The organism is Geomonas sp. (assembly GCF_056994735.1).
Genome location: NZ_JBXKJL010000135.1, coordinates 12491 through 27474 on the forward strand (window position 1 = coordinate 12491; position 14984 = coordinate 27474).

Consider the following 14984-nt stretch of genomic DNA (forward strand, 5'->3'; position numbering starts at 1 on the left):
CGGGAGGTAGCGGCGTCAAGCGGCAAAGGAAACTTTTACCCCGGAAGAAGGGGGGCGTTCACGCAGGGGAATCTGGTCCGGCTCCTGCCCATGAATTCTCCCCGCAAAGGGAGCGTGGGATCGATTCGTTGGTACCATATAGCTTGCGTCCTTAACGAGGCGGCAGCAGTTGCGGAGCACTTGCCCATGCGGATGAGGAACAGGGGGAAGATGTGGACACACAGCGGGAAGCCATCCTCAATGCCATGAAAACGGGAGAGGTATTCGATCTCCTCGTCATCGGCGGCGGCGCCACCGGCTGCGGGGTCGCTCTCGATGCCGCGACCCGGGGATTGAAGGTGGCCCTGGTGGAGAAGGGGGATTTCGGCTCCGGGACCAGTGGCAGGAGCACCAAGCTCATCCACGGCGGCGTACGCTACCTGGAGAGAGCGGTGCTCCACCTGGACCGGGTCAATCTGAACCTGGTAAAGGATGCCCTGCGCGAGAGGGGGATATTGTTGCGGATCGCCCCTCACCTCTGCCGCCGCCTGTCGCTGGTCGTCCCGATCTACCGCCTTTCTGACCTGCTCTATTTCCTGGCAGGGATGAAGCTCTACGACTTTCTGGCCGGGCGAATGGGGGTCGGTTCGAGCAGGGTGCTCGGCACCGCCGAAGTCCTGAGGCGCTTCCCGATGCTCAGGAAGGAAGGGCTCAAGGGGGGAGTCCTCTACTATGACGGCCAGTTTGATGACGCCAGGATGAACCTCTCCCTGGCACTTACCGCTTTGGAACAAGGCGCCGCGGTGGCGAATTACGTGGAGGTGGTGGAGTTTTTCAGGGAGGGCGGAAGAGTGGCCGGAGTGCGGGTGAGAGAAAAGATCACCGGCGCGACCTGGGAGATGAAAGCACGTTGTGTCGTCAATGCCTGCGGTCCCTCCGTGGATCTCATCCGGCGAATGGACAACCCGCAGGCGGAGCCGCTGTTAGAGCCCAGTATCGGCAGCCATATCGTCCTCGCGGGAAATCTCGTTCCTGATGACGCCGGGATACTCGTTCCCCGGACGAAAGATGACAGGGTGCTCTTCGTTCTCCCCTGGCAGGGCCGAACCCTGGTCGGCACCACCGATCGCCCCGCAGTCGCCGGCGAGGAGCCGGAGGTCGGGGAGGAGGACCTCAACTACCTGCTGGAGCACCTGGAACAATATTTCCAGCTGCGGCCGGAGCATCGGACCATCCTTGCAGCCTGGGCGGGGCTGAGGCCGCTGGCGCGCGATCCTTCCATCTTCGATACCGCCAAGCTTCACCGTGACCACGTCATCGATCGCTCGCCGTCGGGGCTTATCACCATAACCGGCGGGAAGTGGACCACCTACCGGAAGATGGCCCAGGACACCGTCGACTGGGCGGTCCGCCAGGAGGGACTTGCCCAGGCCTCGCCCTGTCGGACCGAAAGCATCATGTTGCACGGAGGTGAAGCCTATCGGGAAGACGCCGCGTCACCTCTCGCGGACGCGCATGGCTTCGACCTCGATATTGCCCGCCATCTTGATCGCACCTATGGCGACAGGGCGGACGAGGTCGCCCGCCTTTGCCTGGGCGCGGGAGGGGAGAGGCTGGTGGGAGGATATCCCTATCTGAAGGGAGAGGTGCTCTACGCGGTGAGGCAGGAACTGGCACTTACTCCGATGGATTTCGTCGCCCGTCGCGTCCCCCTGGCTTATGTGGATGCCGCCGCCGCCAGAGAGGCAGCAGCGGTGGTGGCCGAAGTGATGGCTGCGGAACTGGGATGGGATGAGGAAAGGATGGCCAGCCTCTGCCTCAGATCTCTTCTGTAACCGCCCTCTGCTGAGTCTCGGCCAGCCTCCTCCTTTGACATCAAAATTTCAGGAGATAGTATTGGAATCTTGTTGACCCCCTCTATGTCATCACGGAACGGACCAAATGAGAGAAGCGGTCACCGAGTTAAAGCGGCATCTAGTGGAGGTCTCAGACCTGGAGTCGGTTAATAGACTCCTGGAATGGGACGAATGCGTCTACATGCCCGCTAATAGTGCATCCGCTCATACCAGGCAGAAAACAACCTTGGCAAGGCTGGCACATGAAAAATTCACCAGCGCCTCCATCGGCAAGTTGCTGGATAGACTCGCAGTGAAGGCGGAAGAGTTGCCGTACGACTCGGATGATGCCGGCCTTATCAGAGTTGCAAAGCGTGAGTACGACCGGGCGGTGAGAATTCCGTCACAGTTCGTAACGACGTTGGAGGAACATAAGTCGCAATGCCATGACGCGTGGTGGAGAGCTCGTGAAGAAAACGATTTTTCAATAGTTACGCCATTGCTTAAGACTGCCATTGATCTGAGCCGGGAGTACGCGGGATTCTTCCCCGGCTATGAACACATAGCTGATCCCCTGATCGAGAATCAGGATTCCGGGATGACGGTTTCCACGCTCAGACGAGTTTTTGATGAAATGCGCGACAGGCTGATACCGTTGGTCGAGACGATCATGGACCTCCCTGAGCCAGACGACTCGTTTCTATTCAGAAAGTATCCGAAGAGGCAGCAGATAAGATTCGGCCAGGGAGTCATTGAGAGATGCGGCTATGACTTCATGCGTGGCAGACAGGACCTCTCCATACACCCGTTCACCATCAATATGTCCGTCGATGACGTGCGAATTACAACCCGTGTAAACGAGTACAGTCTTTTCGACTCCTTCTCCAGCACATTGCATGAGGCTGGTCACGCAATGTATCAACAAGGAATATCGAGTGCGTATGAAGGATCCCCACTTGCCAAGGTGGCATCGATGGGGCTCCATGAAAGCCAGGCCCGGCTCTGGGAGAATCTGATCGGGCGAAGCCACGGGTTCTGGAGCTACTTTTTCCCCGTACTGAAAGCGGTCTTTCCTGACCAACTCGAAGGCGTTTCCCTGGAGACCTTCTATCGTGCAATAAACAAGGTAAAACCCTCGCTGAAGCGGACCGAAGCTGATGAAGTCACCTACAACCTGCACGTGATGATTCGTTTCGATCTGGAGCTTGCCTTGCTGGAGGGGACGTTGAAGGTGGAAGACCTCCCGGAGGCATGGAATGAACGCTATCGCAGTGATCTGAAGGTCACGCCTTCCACCTGCGCGGAGGGGGTCCTGCAGGACGTGCATTGGTACTGTGACTTGTTTGGTGGAGGCTTTCAAGGCTATACCATAGGCAACATTATCAGTGCCGTATGCTACGATTGCGCAACTAACGAACAACCTGAGATCTTACAGGAAATAGAAGCAGGATCTTTCAGCTCGTTGCTGTCCTGGCTCAAGAGCAATATCTACAGACACGGCTCGAAGTTTACTGCTACGGAACTGGTTCAGTCCATGACTAGCGATCCGTTGCCAGTTCAACCCTACCTGGACCATCTGTACTCGAAGTATTCTCCCCTTTATTCCTTCAAATAATGCCTCTCGCTTCATATCCTTTCCCTAATAATACTTTCCTTATCTCATATTCTATGTTATATCAGCCGGTTAAGGGGCATGTCCCCCGGTAAAAATACCTTCCTGGAGGATGTATGAGGATACGGTGGATAATTCAACTGGTTTTTGCTTCGATGATTATCGCCACTCCTTTATATGCACACGATAAATCCGGTGCCAACCACATGGAAATCCATGAAAACATGGACATGTCTCTTACTTCGAACTTTGTAGAGGATGTGTTGGCGTTGGTGCCGATGGAAATGTCGCGGTTTCTCAGTTCCGATATAAGCGAAGTGAAGAAGTATTCGACTTTCAAAGTGATCAACGATTATTGGAAGAATCCTCCAATGACCGAGCCGGCTTTCATCGAAATGTGCGACCGCATCAAGGTCGGGGCTTCAAAGGTCCTTGCCAGACGTTTGGGCGAAACGGTGCGTCCTATTTTCGAAGTGGCCATGCGACCAAGCGGCGATGACGTACTGAGGGATGGGTTACATCAGAACCTGAGCACGGCATTACACAACTACTACAACAATGAGTATGTTATCCGCTACCCGGGATATAGCCAGGAACCCTTGAACCGCCTCGTCGAAAAGCTCTATGCCTTGAAAAAATATGAAAAGCGGTCGGTGTACCCACAGATGGTTTCAATAACGGCTGACATCTGGACAGCTATCTGGACCAAGCAGCGTGGCGAGGCAATCTCAAGCGCCCATACGATCCTGCGCAGGCCGTACAAGATGCAGGGATCGTTATATGCTTCGTCGGGAGGGTCGGGAATGGAATCCAGGAGATGGTATGGTGAAGAAGTGCAAAACAGTGGTCCTGCCGCCGGGACGGCACCTTCCTACCCAAGCTCAGGGCGAGCGCCTAAAGGGAGGATGCGCATTGAGTATGAGCAGTATTGAGTCGCAGATGCTAAGGGTAATTCCTCCCAGGTCCCGCGTTCCACGGTTTATCCGATCGGTTCACCGATCAGCAGGCGATTTTTCGGGGTGATGTCTTCGGGGATGGTCTGGGTGTACACTCTGTAGCCGCGGGAACGGAGCAAGGCCGCCCTTGTCACATCGACAGCGAGTGCGTCGTCGACCCAGCCCTGCAATCCGCCCCCGTCAGAATTCCTGAGATCGTGGCAGCAGGGAAGCACCGCCACCCTGCTGCGGGCCGCCATTGCACGCTCCAGCACCAGATCCGTCAGGCCGCCGCAGGCGTGGACGGAAACAACGAGGTCCTCTGGAAGCAACGGAACCTCCTCGAGATCCCTTTCGATAAAGCTCACCCGCCCGGCGAGCCTTGGCCAGTCCGCCTGCAGTTCAGCCGCAAGGAGTGCCGCGTTCTCGGGAATGCGACGATCCACGGCAATCGCTTCAGGGATCTCCGGATCCAGGAGCAGGAGTATCTGCGCCAGCAGACCATGTCCCGACGCGAGGTCCACCACCCTGCCGCCGCGAAAACGCCGGTGAACCCGGCGCGCCACCTCCCAAGCCTCGTACAATTCCTTTCGCGGCAGGCACCCTGCCCGGCAAACTGCCCGGGCAATCCGGTCAAAGAGAGTGTCGCCAGGAAAGAGCGGCAGAAGTCGTGGATTCAGGCGATTACGTGATGATCTGTTCATGTCAGTGTCTGGGACCTCTGTTTGCCAAGGTAGGGGTAACACCTATTTCGGCGGGCAATAAAAGTTCGGCGGGTCTGGGCAATTGGGCATCAGCAGAAACAGGCACCGCCTGACTTCTCCTGCCGAGGGGGACGGTTTCATAAGCCCCTGATTCCCCCGATCTCTTCCGTCGAAGAACGGTTATAGACCATCTGCGAAAGCGAAACAAGGTTAAGGCGCGTGCTGCCGGGTACGCCCGGTCGGCGCGGAAAGGCAAAGGGGGCAGACGCCCGACAGGGATTTACTCCCACTTCGGCGCTTGCCCCCATTTTCCGATAGGCAGAAGGATCATCTTCCCCTTTTGCGTGCGGATTCTCTCTTCTCTTTCCCGGTTGAGGTGGAATTGCGGCTAATGTGTGAGTGGCTTGCACAGTAGCGGTGGCGATTGGAGGTTTGAGGAGAATGAGACAGGTGACGCCTGAAGGGTCTCGAGATTGAAATGTCACCTCGTCGTCCAGACATCACCAGTGCCCTATCAGGCGTATCTGCTTGCCGGATGCCGATATCCAAAACTGGCCGTTGATCAACTCGGCGGCAAGCACCCCGGTAAGGGCTCCCAAGCCATCGGCCAGCAGGTCATCCCAGCCGAAGGAGGTATGTGGCGATATTTCGTCTACTACCTCAATAATCACCCCCGGTATGAGAGAAAATCCCGTGGAGGTTGCTATGCGCTTGGCGGGTCCCATGTCCGTTTTAAAGTGATACATGATGGTCCCAACGGCAAGTCCGGCTCCGGCCCCTCCCCCGAAGTGCGAAACCTTGTCGGATTCGACAGCCAAAGCCGGAAATGCCAGCAACAGTTGTAATAGGACAACTACAACCTTCAAGATGATCTGCACATCCTGGCGTTGCCCGAAATCACACCCTGCGTCGTGGTGGCTCATAGTGCCTCCCGTTGCGTTCGTCGCCGTCGAGCCCACTGCCACGTCAAGGTTATCAAATCGTTTTCTGAAAACAACCCGCCACTACTAGGTAAAAAAGGGGTCCTCCTCTACCTTCCCCTCTGCCCTCTGATGATCGCACTTGATCAATACAGTAAAGGTGCCTCGGTGAAATCACATTCAGGGCTCTCGCTCAGGTGCACAAAGTGCGCAACCCACTTGTCTCCGGCAATCCGTGGTCGAACCCGCTTCCCGCATTTTACACACTCAAAAGGAAGGGAGTCTTTCTGTTCTGGCAAAGCCGCATCTCTTACAGCCAAAGCCTTTTCAACCGGGATGACGTGACCAAAAAATTTACACTGTGATGCCAAACTCATTATCGTGCTCCTTGCAAACATAGAATGTGCTGGTTGTATTGCTGCAGAACGCCGTCTTCTTTTGTCGAGCGATGAAATGGACGGCATTTCTCATTTAGTTGATTTCTTGGAGTAAGTCAACCAAAACAACGTCCCCTCGCGGTGCAGGGTGTTGACCGCATCCCTCGCTGATTGCTGATCGGCGGAACCTGTTCTCTACTTCCTGCCTTGCCCCAGGTTTTTGAGGGTTGCAGTATTAGAATCTTAAATTTTTAACAACGTCCCTGTCGACGCTCTGTCGACGCTGTCGAGGTGGAACCGCAGGAAACATGGTATACATGATTTCGTTTAGCCCTGAACGGTGGTACGCTCCTCACCATGGTGACCTCACTCTTCTCAACGGACGACGTGCGGCAGGCGCGGGCTCTCATCGAGGGAAGCGGCCTCTCTTTCGAGCCCCCCTATGACGACCTGGTCGGCATCTTCGAGGCCGGGCGCATGGTCGCCGCCGGAGCCAGGGCTGGTCGCGTGCTGAAGATGCTCGCTGTCGCGCGGGAGCACCAGGGGGGGACACTGCTTGACCAGGTGGTGACCGAACTGGTGGGGCGCGGCTTCCAAGAGGGTCTCGACTCCTTCTTCGTCTTCACCGCCCCGGCCCAGGCGACCAGCTTCGAGGCGCTCAACTTCACCCTTTTGGCCTCCTCGGGCAAAAGCGCGCTCCTTGAGTACGGAGACGGACTCGGACGCTACCTGGCGCGCCACCAGGAACTGGTTGCCCCGGGAACCAACGGGGCCATCGTCGCCAACTGCAACCCCTTCACGCTGGGGCACCGCTACCTCGTCGAGGAGGCCGCACGCCGCGTCGATCGGCTCTACCTCTTCGTGGTGCGGGAGGAGCGCTCTCTTTTCCCCTTCGAGTACCGCTTCAGGATGGCGCGGGAAGGGACCTGCGACCTCACCAACGTGACGCTTCTGGACACCTCCTGCTATGCGGTCTCCAGCGTCACCTTCCCGACCTATTTCCTGAAGGACGGCGACCCCGGCGCGGAGATACAGATGGAGTTGGACCTGCTGCTCTTCGCCGGCCGCATCGCCCCCTTCTTTCAGATAACGACGCGCTTCGTCGGCAGCGAGCCGCTCTGCAGTACCACCGCGCGCTACAACGCCGCCATGCACAGGATCCTGCCGGATTTCGGGATCGCGGTGACGGAGCTGGAGCGGCTGGACGCCCGTGGCGCGGCCATCAGCGCCTCGATGGTTCGGGATAGGCTCTGCCGCGGCGATACCCGCGGGGTTTCGGAACTGGTGCCGCAAAGCACCATGAGGTTCCTCCTTTCGCGCGAGGGGAGACGCATCTGGGATACCGGGGAGGACAGGGCATGAAGATAATGAGGAAGGTGCAGGCGGGGACCATGCAGTCCAGCGACCTCATGGTGGTGCTGGCACCGGCCGAAGAGCTCACCGTGACCATAGAGTCGACGGTGCTGAAGCAGTTCGGGGAGCTGATCCGGGCCAGGGTGGACCTGGTGCTGGCGCGGCACGGCATCGAGGCGGGCGAGGTCAGGATCACCGACCGCGGCGCGCTCGACTACGCCATCGAGGCGAGGCTGGAAACGGCCATCCTGCGGGCGGCGGAGGCATAGATGGAAGGACTCTGGTACAAGGAATGCTCCCAGGCGAGGCGCTTCATCATCAAGATCACCCCGGGCGAGAGCCTCACCACGCGGCTCTTGCAGTTCGCCCACCTGGCCGACGTGCGCTATGCAGCCATCGTCTCGGCCCTGGGGAGCGTGAAGAACGTGAAGCTGCGCGGCATCAAGACCGGCGCCAGGCTCCCGATCACCACGCCGCGGATCACCATTCACGAGATCGAGGGGCCGTTGGAGCTTCTGGGGCTGCAGGGGAATATCGTCCCGGGAGAAACCGACCTACTGGACTGCCACTTCCACATCCTGGCCTCCAAGTCCTCCGGCGAGGTCATCGGCGGCCACCTCTACGAGGCCGAGGTCTTCGCCACCTGCGAGATCGTGCTGACCGAGTTGAACGTCGAGGGGGTCGAGCGCCACGTCTCCAAGGTAGGCGGCATCCCGACCATCTACATCGACGAAGGGGGTGCCTGATGCCCGACTCCACGCTGAGGCGCTCGCTCTTGTACGTCCCGGGCAACATGCCCTCCATGCTGCAGAACATCCATATCTTCAACTGCGACGCCGTCATCATCGATCTCGAGGACGCCGTCCCGATGAGCGAGAAGGACGCCGCCCGCCACCTGGTCAAGCACTTCCTTTTGAACTACAGCGACCGTAACAAGGAGCTCCTGGTGCGGATCAACCCGCTCGACAGCCGCTGGGGCTACGAGGACCTCAAGGTTGTGCTCCCGGCGCTTCCCGACGGCATAAGGCTCCCCAAGGCTGACACCCCCGAGATCGTGGAGCGCCTCGACACGCTCTTGACCGAGTTCGAGGAGGAGCTCGAGCTGGAGATCGGGCGCTTCGGCGTGCTCCCGTCGCTCGAGAGCGCCCTCGGCGTCATCAACGCGGTCGGCATAGCCAACAGCTCCCAGCGCATCTTCGCGCTCGCCTTCGGGGCCGAGGACTACACAGCCAGCATGGAGATCGAGCGCACCAAGGGGGGCGAGGAGCTTTTCAACGCCCGCACCCGGGTGCTCTGGGCCGCCAAGGCCGCGGGGATCCAGGCCATCGACACCATCTTCGCGGACGTGGGGGACATGGAGGGGCTGCGCGCCGAGACCGAGCTCGCCAAGCGCCTCGGTTACACCGGCAAGTGCCTGGTGAACCCGCGCCAGATCGAGGTGGTGCACGAGGTCTTCGCCCCCAAACAGCAGGAGGTCGATTACGCCCTGCAGGTCATCGAGGCCATCCAGCGGGCGCGCCTTTTGGGGACCGGGGTGATCTCGCTGGGAGGGAAGATGGTGGACGCCCCGGTGGTGAAGCGGGCTGCGCGGGTGCTGCGGACGGCCTACGCCCACGGCATGGTGGACACCCTGATCGACGAGGAGGCGATACATGGCGCTCAATAGCCTTGGCAGGGAGATACCGGAGAGCTACGCCGGCATGCGGCTTGCCGGTTACCGGGACCCTTTCTCGCGTTCCCCTTCCGGAAACGTCGCCACCAGGGCGCTCAGGAGGGTGAACCCGGGCGCCGGGAAGGTGCTCGGCTCGCTTCGGGAGGCGATCGAGGCGAGCGGCTTACGCGACGGCATGACCATCTCCACCCACCATGCCCTGCGAAACGGCGACCACCTGTTGAACGCCGTGGTCGCCGAGATCGCCCGCATGGGGCTCAGGGGGATCTGGATCGCCTCCTCCTCGGTGCACCCGGTGCATGCCGAGATCATCCCACACATCCGAAGCGGTGTCATCGCCGGCTTCCAGTGCGGGGTGAACGGCCTGATCGGTGAACTGGCCAGCCGGGGCGAGCTGGAGTGCCCGATCGTGGTGCGCTCCCACGGCGGCCGGGCGCGCGCCGTCATGGAGGGGTCGGTCCGCATCGACGCCGCCTTCATAGCGGCGCCCTGCTGCGACGCCTACGGCAACATGAACGGCTACTCCGGCCCCTCGGCCTGCGGCAGCCTGGGCTACGCCCAAAGCGACGCCCTGCACGCATCCTGCGTCATCGCCGTCACCGACAACCTGGTCCCCTACCCGGCGGTCCCGATCGGCATCCCGCAGACCCTGGTGGACTACGTGGTCCAGGTGGAGCGGCTCGGGGACCCGGAAAAGATCGTTTCCACCACCACGAGGGTCACCACCGATCCGGTGGGGCTGCAGATCGCGGCCTACGCCTCTCAGGTCATCGAGGCCTCGGGACTTCTCAAGGATGGGTTCTCCTTCCAGACCGGCAGCGGCGGGATCTCGCTTGCGGTGGCGGACAAGATGCGGGCGGCCATGCGCCGGGGCGGCATTCGTGGGAGCTTCGGCTGCGGCGGGATCACCGGCTACTTCGTCGGCATGCTGGAGGAGGGGCTCTTTTCCTCGCTCATGGACGTGCAGTGCTTCGACCAGGAGGCGGTCCGCTCCATCGGGAGGAACCGGGCGCACCAGGAGATCGGCGCCGACCTGTACGCCAACCCCTTCAACGCGGGGGCCGTGGTGAACCGGCTCGACTGCGTGATCCTGGGGGCCACCGAAGTGGACTGCGACTTCAACGTCAACGTGAACACGGAATCGAACGGCTACCTGCTGCACAACACCGGCGGGCACTCCGACACCGCGGCCGGCGCCAAGCTCTCCATCATCGTGGCTCCCTCGATCAGGGGCCGGCTCCCCATCGTGAGGGACCGGGTCACCACCGTAACCACCCCCGGTGAAACCATCGGCGTGGTGGTTACGGAGCGCGGCATCGCCGTGAACGGGCAGCACCCCGAGCTCAAGGAGGAGCTGATCCGCAGGAAGCTCCCCGTGAAGGAGATCGGGGATCTGCAGCGGGAAATCTGCAAAATAACCGGGACGCCGCGCCCGCTGCAGTTCGGGGACGAGGTAGTGGCGCTGATCGAATACCGGGACGGGAGCATAATCGATGTGGTACGCCGAGTTAAGGAATAGTCTTTTAGAGGCGCGCGACCAGCGCCAGAAGCTTCTGGACGCCATGTTTCCCGCCCCTTCACCGACCGTCCTCATGCTGAGCCTGAACCTGCCGGGGGACGAGAAGGGGGGCGAGCGGGCCCGCCGGCTCTTCCAGTGGGGAGAAGAGGAGCTCTTCGCGGACCTTCCAGTGCTCCCCGTGCTGCGCGGCTCGGACGCACTCGGCCCGTTCGGGCTGTATCGCTCGCAGCTGGACCCCGCGGAGGCAAAGCGTCGGGCCATGGAGGTGGAGGCTCGAGACCCCGCCGGACGGCTGCTGGACCTGGACATTTTCGATCTCTCAGGCCGGGTGTTGGACCGCTCCGGGCTGGGACTTTCCCCCAGAAGCTGCCTGCTCTGCCCGGAGCCAGCCGTCGCCTGCATCCGCGCCGGGCGTCACAGCAGCGAGGCACTGAAGACAAAGACACAGGCGGTGATTGATGCGCTCTGAAAACAACACGCGGGCGGCGGAGCCGGCGACTTGCGACCTGGAACAACTGGCACTGGACCTGGTGAGGGGGGGCTTCATGGAGCTCTACCTGACGCCCAAGCCCGGGCTCGTCGACCTTTGCGATAGCGGCTCGCACCAGGACCTCTCGGTGCCCCTGATGGAGGAGTCCTTGCAGATCGTCTCCAGCTACCTGCGCCAGCTAAGCGTCGCCCTGAGCCGGGGGGAGAGTCTGGCGACCCAGGTGCGGCTTGGCGCCGCGGCCGAGAGCTCCATGCTGGAAAGATTCGGGACCAACTGCCACCGGGGCTACATCTTCCTGAGCGGCCTGCTCCTTTCGGCGAGCGCGCAGACACCGGCCCAGGACGAGGCACTCCTTCGCGAGGCCATCGCCGATCTGGCGCTGCGGTTTTTCTCGCCGAAAGAGTGCTGGCACAGTAACGGCAGTCGGGCGCGCACCCGCTTCAAGGCCGGAGGCATCAAGGCGGAGGCGCTCGCCGGCCTCCCCGGCCTCTTCGAGCAGGCGCTACCCGCCTTCCGGGGCGAGATCGCGGCCGGCGGCAACAGGGGGAGCGCCGCCTTTGCCATGCTGGGGCGCCTGATGCAGACAGTCGAGGATACCACAGCCCTGCACCGCTGCGGCAGGGAAGGGCTCAGGACTCTGAGGCGGGACGGCATGGAGCTTGAGCGGCTGGTGGCCTGCCGGGAGGACTTCTTCGCATATCTCACCCGGCGTAACGCCCACTACGTGGAGCGCAACCTCACCATGGGGGGGGTGGCCGACATGCTGGCCCTCTCCTTCGCCTGGCTAAGCCACACCGGTGAGTTCGCCGGGGTACCCACGCCCTAGAACTTCCGACCCCGATGCCTCGCCCCTTGCAGAGCAAAAAGCCCCCAGCATCTTCTGCTGGGGGCTTTTTGTGTCTTACATCCTCTCTTTATCCACTCGGACCGCTAGGCACACTCCGAGTAGCCGCAGACGCGGCAGACGGCGCAGCCGCCTTCGTGCTCTACTACGCCGCCACACTCGGGACAGGCGCCTTTGTCGAAGGCGGGGGCTTCGATTATATCGGTGACGCCGGTGATCGTGAGGTGGCTCTGGATCGCCTTGGCCACGGCGTCGGAGCAGGACAACACCTTGTTGTCGCCGAAGCCGCTCGGGGAGTGGCAGGAGATGCCCAGGAGCTGCTTCACTACGGACTTGGCCTGCACTCCGCTTCTCCAGGCCAGCGATACCATCCTGCCGATGGCCTCGCACTGGGAGGCTGCGCAGCCGCCGGCTTTGCCCATGGTGGTGAAGACTTCGAAGAGCCCGTTGCTGTCTTCGTTGATGGTGATGTACAGCGGCCCGCAGCCGGTCTGCATCTGGTAGGTCCAGCCTTTGAGCGCCTTGGGACGCTCGCGCTTGATGGCCCGCTTCTCCTCGTGGGTCAGCGCAGGGGCTGCCTTCGGCTCTTCCTTCTTCCCGGTGGAAAGGACCTGTTCGTCGCGGGAGCCGTCACGGTAGATGGTCACGCCCTTGCAGTTGGTCTCGTAGGCGAGGCGGTAGACCTTCTCCACGTCCTCCATGGTGGCGTCGTTGGGGAAGTTCACGGTCTTGCTGACGGCGTTGTCGGTGTAGCGCTGGAAGGCGGCCTGCATGCTGATGTGCACTTCCGGGGTGATGTCGTGGGCGGTGACGAAGAGCTCACGGACCGACTCGGGGATCTCGCTGATGCCGTGGACGGTGCCGTGCTCGGCGATCCGCTGCATGAGCTCCTCGCTGTAGAACCCTTCGGCCTTGGCGAGCCGCTCGAAGTGCGGGTTGACTTCGACCAGGATGTTCTTGTCCATCACCTGGCGCACGTAGGAGACCGCGAAGAGGGGCTCGACGCCGCTGGAGGCGTTGGCGATGATGGAGATGGTCCCGGTCGGGGCGATGGTGGTCACGGTGGCGTTACGCACCGGCTCGGCGCCCGGCCTGTCGTAGATCGAACCCTTGAAGTTGGGGAACGCTCCGCGGGTCTTGGCCAGCTGGCGGGAGGCGGCCTTGCCCTCGTCGTCGATGAACTTCATCACCTGCTCGCCCAGGGCGATGGCTTCGTCGGAGTCGTAGGGGATGCCCAGCATGATCAGCATGTCGGCCCAGCCCATGACGCCCAGACCGATCTTGCGGTTGGAGCGGGTCATCTTGTCGATCTGCTCGAGGGGATAGTTGTTCACCTCGATGACGTTGTCCAGGAAGTGGACGGCGAGGTGCACTACTTCCTTCAGCCTCTCCCAGTTCACCCGGCCGTGGATCACCATCTTCCCCAGGTTGATGGAGCCGAGGTTGCAGGACTCGTACGGCAGCAGCGGCTGCTCGCCGCAGGGGTTGGTCGACTCGATCTCGCCAAGGCGGGGCGTGGGGGTATCGCGGTTCATCCGGTCGATGAAGATGATGCCGGGGTCGCCGGTGGCCCACGCCATCTCGACGATGAGGTCGTAGACTTCGCGCGCGTCGAGCTGGCCCACGACCGCCTTGTCACGCGGGTTGATGAGGTCGTACTCCGTACCCGCCTTGACGGCCTCCATGAACTTCTCCGTGAGAGCCACCGAGATGTTGAAGTTCGCGAAGTCCCCGTCGGCCTTGCACTTGATGAACTCGAGGACGTCGGGATGGTCCACGCGCAACACTCCCATGTTGGCTCCGCGGCGGGTGCCTCCCTGCTTGACCGCCTCGGTGGCCTGGTTGAAGACGCGCATGAACGAGACCGGGCCCGAGGAGACACCCTGGGTGGACTTGACCTGGTCGCCGCCCGGACGCAGACGCGAGAACGAGAAGCCGGTCCCGCCGCCCGACTTGTGGATGAGCGCGGTGTCGCGCACTGCCGTGAAGATCGACTCCATCGAGTCCGCGACCGGCAGGACGAAGCACGCCGACAGCTGCTGCAGCTCGCGCCCGGCGTTCATGAGCGTGGGGGAGTTCGGCAGGAAGGCGAGGGAGGTCATCAGCTCGTAGAAGTCCTGGGCGACCTCAGCGACGCGGGTGTCGTCGGCGCCAAAGGAGCGCTCGGCTGAGGCGATGTTCTCGGCGACGCGCACGAACATGTCGGACGGCGTCTCGACGGCGTTGCCGTCCTCGTCCTTGCGCAGGTAGCGTTTCTGAAGGACCTTCACCGAGTTGGGCGTCAGGATCTCGTCGATCGCCCTCGAGTACCCCGTCTTACCTGCGACATCCGGCATGGAGCAGTCCCCTCTCATGATCCTCTGACGACAACACCACCCCGATTGGACCGAGGCGGTGCGGGTACAACATCTTGCGGCTGCCTCAGTCTAGACATCCATATCTAGTGCGTCAACGGTCCCTTGCGGTCATCGGACGAGCGGTCGGCAGATGGCGCCCGACGGCACTTCGGACCGCCGAAGCGGCGACCGAAGGCCGACCTCACCTCGGGCTTGCGGCATCTCGTCGCGACGCAAAGAAGCCCCGCAGCCCTCGAGGCGGCGGGGCTTTCTTGCGCTTCGGAACCACTGGTCGGACAAGACGAGCGGTCGCCATCTTGGCGCTCGGCATCGAAGCTCGGTACTGAATCTCAGATGCGCGGGAGGCACCGGGCATCGCTTATCCGTCCAGGGACCGGGGATGCCGCC

General features: G+C 61.4%; 13 protein-coding genes. 10 read left to right on the forward strand and 3 right to left on the reverse strand.

Going from position 1 to position 14984, the window contains the following annotated elements; translation table 11 throughout:
- The first annotated feature begins 212 nt into the window (after positions 1 to 212).
- The 3 genes from AC11W3_RS06700 to AC11W3_RS06710 all read left to right on the forward strand — a co-directional run bounded on the left by AC11W3_RS06700 (position 213) and on the right by AC11W3_RS06710 (position 4358).
- A complete protein-coding gene (locus AC11W3_RS06700) occupies positions 213 to 1814 on the forward strand; it encodes an FAD-dependent oxidoreductase (RefSeq protein ID WP_484092689.1) in 1602 nt (533 codons plus the stop codon).
- 106 nt (positions 1815 to 1920) lie between these two features.
- Positions 1921 to 3429 carry a hypothetical protein gene (locus tag AC11W3_RS06705; RefSeq protein WP_484092690.1) on the forward strand — a complete coding sequence of 503 codons (1509 nt, stop codon included), beginning with the start codon at positions 1921 to 1923 and terminating at the stop codon, positions 3427 to 3429.
- 113 nt (positions 3430 to 3542) lie between these two features.
- Entirely contained in the window at positions 3543 to 4358 is an 816-nt protein-coding gene (locus AC11W3_RS06710) for a hypothetical protein (protein ID WP_484088336.1), read from the forward strand.
- Between the two features lie 47 nt (positions 4359 to 4405).
- Here the strand turns inward: AC11W3_RS06710 and AC11W3_RS06715 are convergent, their stop codons facing one another.
- Together AC11W3_RS06715 and AC11W3_RS06720 are read right to left on the reverse strand one after the other, a co-directional pair.
- A complete protein-coding gene (locus AC11W3_RS06715) occupies positions 4406 to 4927 on the reverse strand; it encodes a methyltransferase (protein WP_484088337.1) in 522 nt (173 codons plus the stop codon).
- 638 nt (positions 4928 to 5565) lie between these two features.
- Positions 5566 to 5988 carry a hypothetical protein gene (locus tag AC11W3_RS06720; protein WP_484092691.1) on the reverse strand — a complete coding sequence of 141 codons (423 nt, stop codon included), beginning with the start codon at positions 5986 to 5988 and terminating at the stop codon, positions 5566 to 5568.
- Positions 5989 to 6719: 731 nt separating this feature from the next.
- Between AC11W3_RS06720 and AC11W3_RS06725 the strand changes: the two genes are divergently transcribed.
- Genes AC11W3_RS06725 through AC11W3_RS06755 form a run of 7 tightly spaced genes read left to right on the forward strand, consistent with a single transcriptional unit; the run spans position 6720 to position 12222 of the window.
- Positions 6720 to 7724: a [citrate (pro-3S)-lyase] ligase gene (locus AC11W3_RS06725; protein ID WP_484088339.1), complete on the forward strand. Its 1005-nt coding sequence runs from the start codon at positions 6720 to 6722 to the stop codon at positions 7722 to 7724.
- Complete coding sequence (citD, locus tag AC11W3_RS06730; protein ID WP_484088340.1) at positions 7721 to 7984, forward strand: citrate lyase acyl carrier protein; 264 nt, start codon at positions 7721 to 7723, stop codon at positions 7982 to 7984. Before AC11W3_RS06725 ends, citD begins: the two co-directional genes overlap by 4 nt.
- Positions 7985 to 8461, forward strand: coding sequence for a PPC domain-containing DNA-binding protein (locus AC11W3_RS06735; protein ID WP_484088341.1), 477 nt, complete (start codon positions 7985 to 7987; stop codon positions 8459 to 8461). It abuts the gene before it with no gap.
- Positions 8461 to 9381, forward strand: coding sequence for an HpcH/HpaI aldolase/citrate lyase family protein (locus AC11W3_RS06740; RefSeq protein ID WP_484092692.1), 921 nt, complete (start codon positions 8461 to 8463; stop codon positions 9379 to 9381). The genes AC11W3_RS06735 and AC11W3_RS06740 overlap by 1 nt, the downstream gene beginning before the upstream one ends.
- Entirely contained in the window at positions 9368 to 10906 is a 1539-nt protein-coding gene (gene citF / locus AC11W3_RS06745; RefSeq protein WP_484092693.1) for a citrate lyase subunit alpha, read from the forward strand. The genes AC11W3_RS06740 and citF overlap by 14 nt, the downstream gene beginning before the upstream one ends.
- Positions 10881 to 11375, forward strand: coding sequence for a citrate lyase holo-[acyl-carrier protein] synthase (locus tag AC11W3_RS06750; RefSeq protein WP_484088344.1), 495 nt, complete (start codon positions 10881 to 10883; stop codon positions 11373 to 11375). Before citF ends, AC11W3_RS06750 begins: the two co-directional genes overlap by 26 nt.
- Positions 11365 to 12222, forward strand: coding sequence for a triphosphoribosyl-dephospho-CoA synthase (locus tag AC11W3_RS06755; protein WP_484092694.1), 858 nt, complete (start codon positions 11365 to 11367; stop codon positions 12220 to 12222). Before AC11W3_RS06750 ends, AC11W3_RS06755 begins: the two co-directional genes overlap by 11 nt.
- Positions 12223 to 12326: 104 nt before the next feature.
- On the opposite strand, the gene AC11W3_RS06760 is transcribed toward AC11W3_RS06755, so the two are convergent.
- Positions 12327 to 14576 (reverse strand): vitamin B12-dependent ribonucleotide reductase, encoded by a 2250-nt coding sequence (locus tag AC11W3_RS06760; RefSeq protein WP_484092695.1) that lies wholly within the window; start codon positions 14574 to 14576, stop codon positions 12327 to 12329.
- Positions 14577 to 14984: the final 408 nt, after the last annotated feature.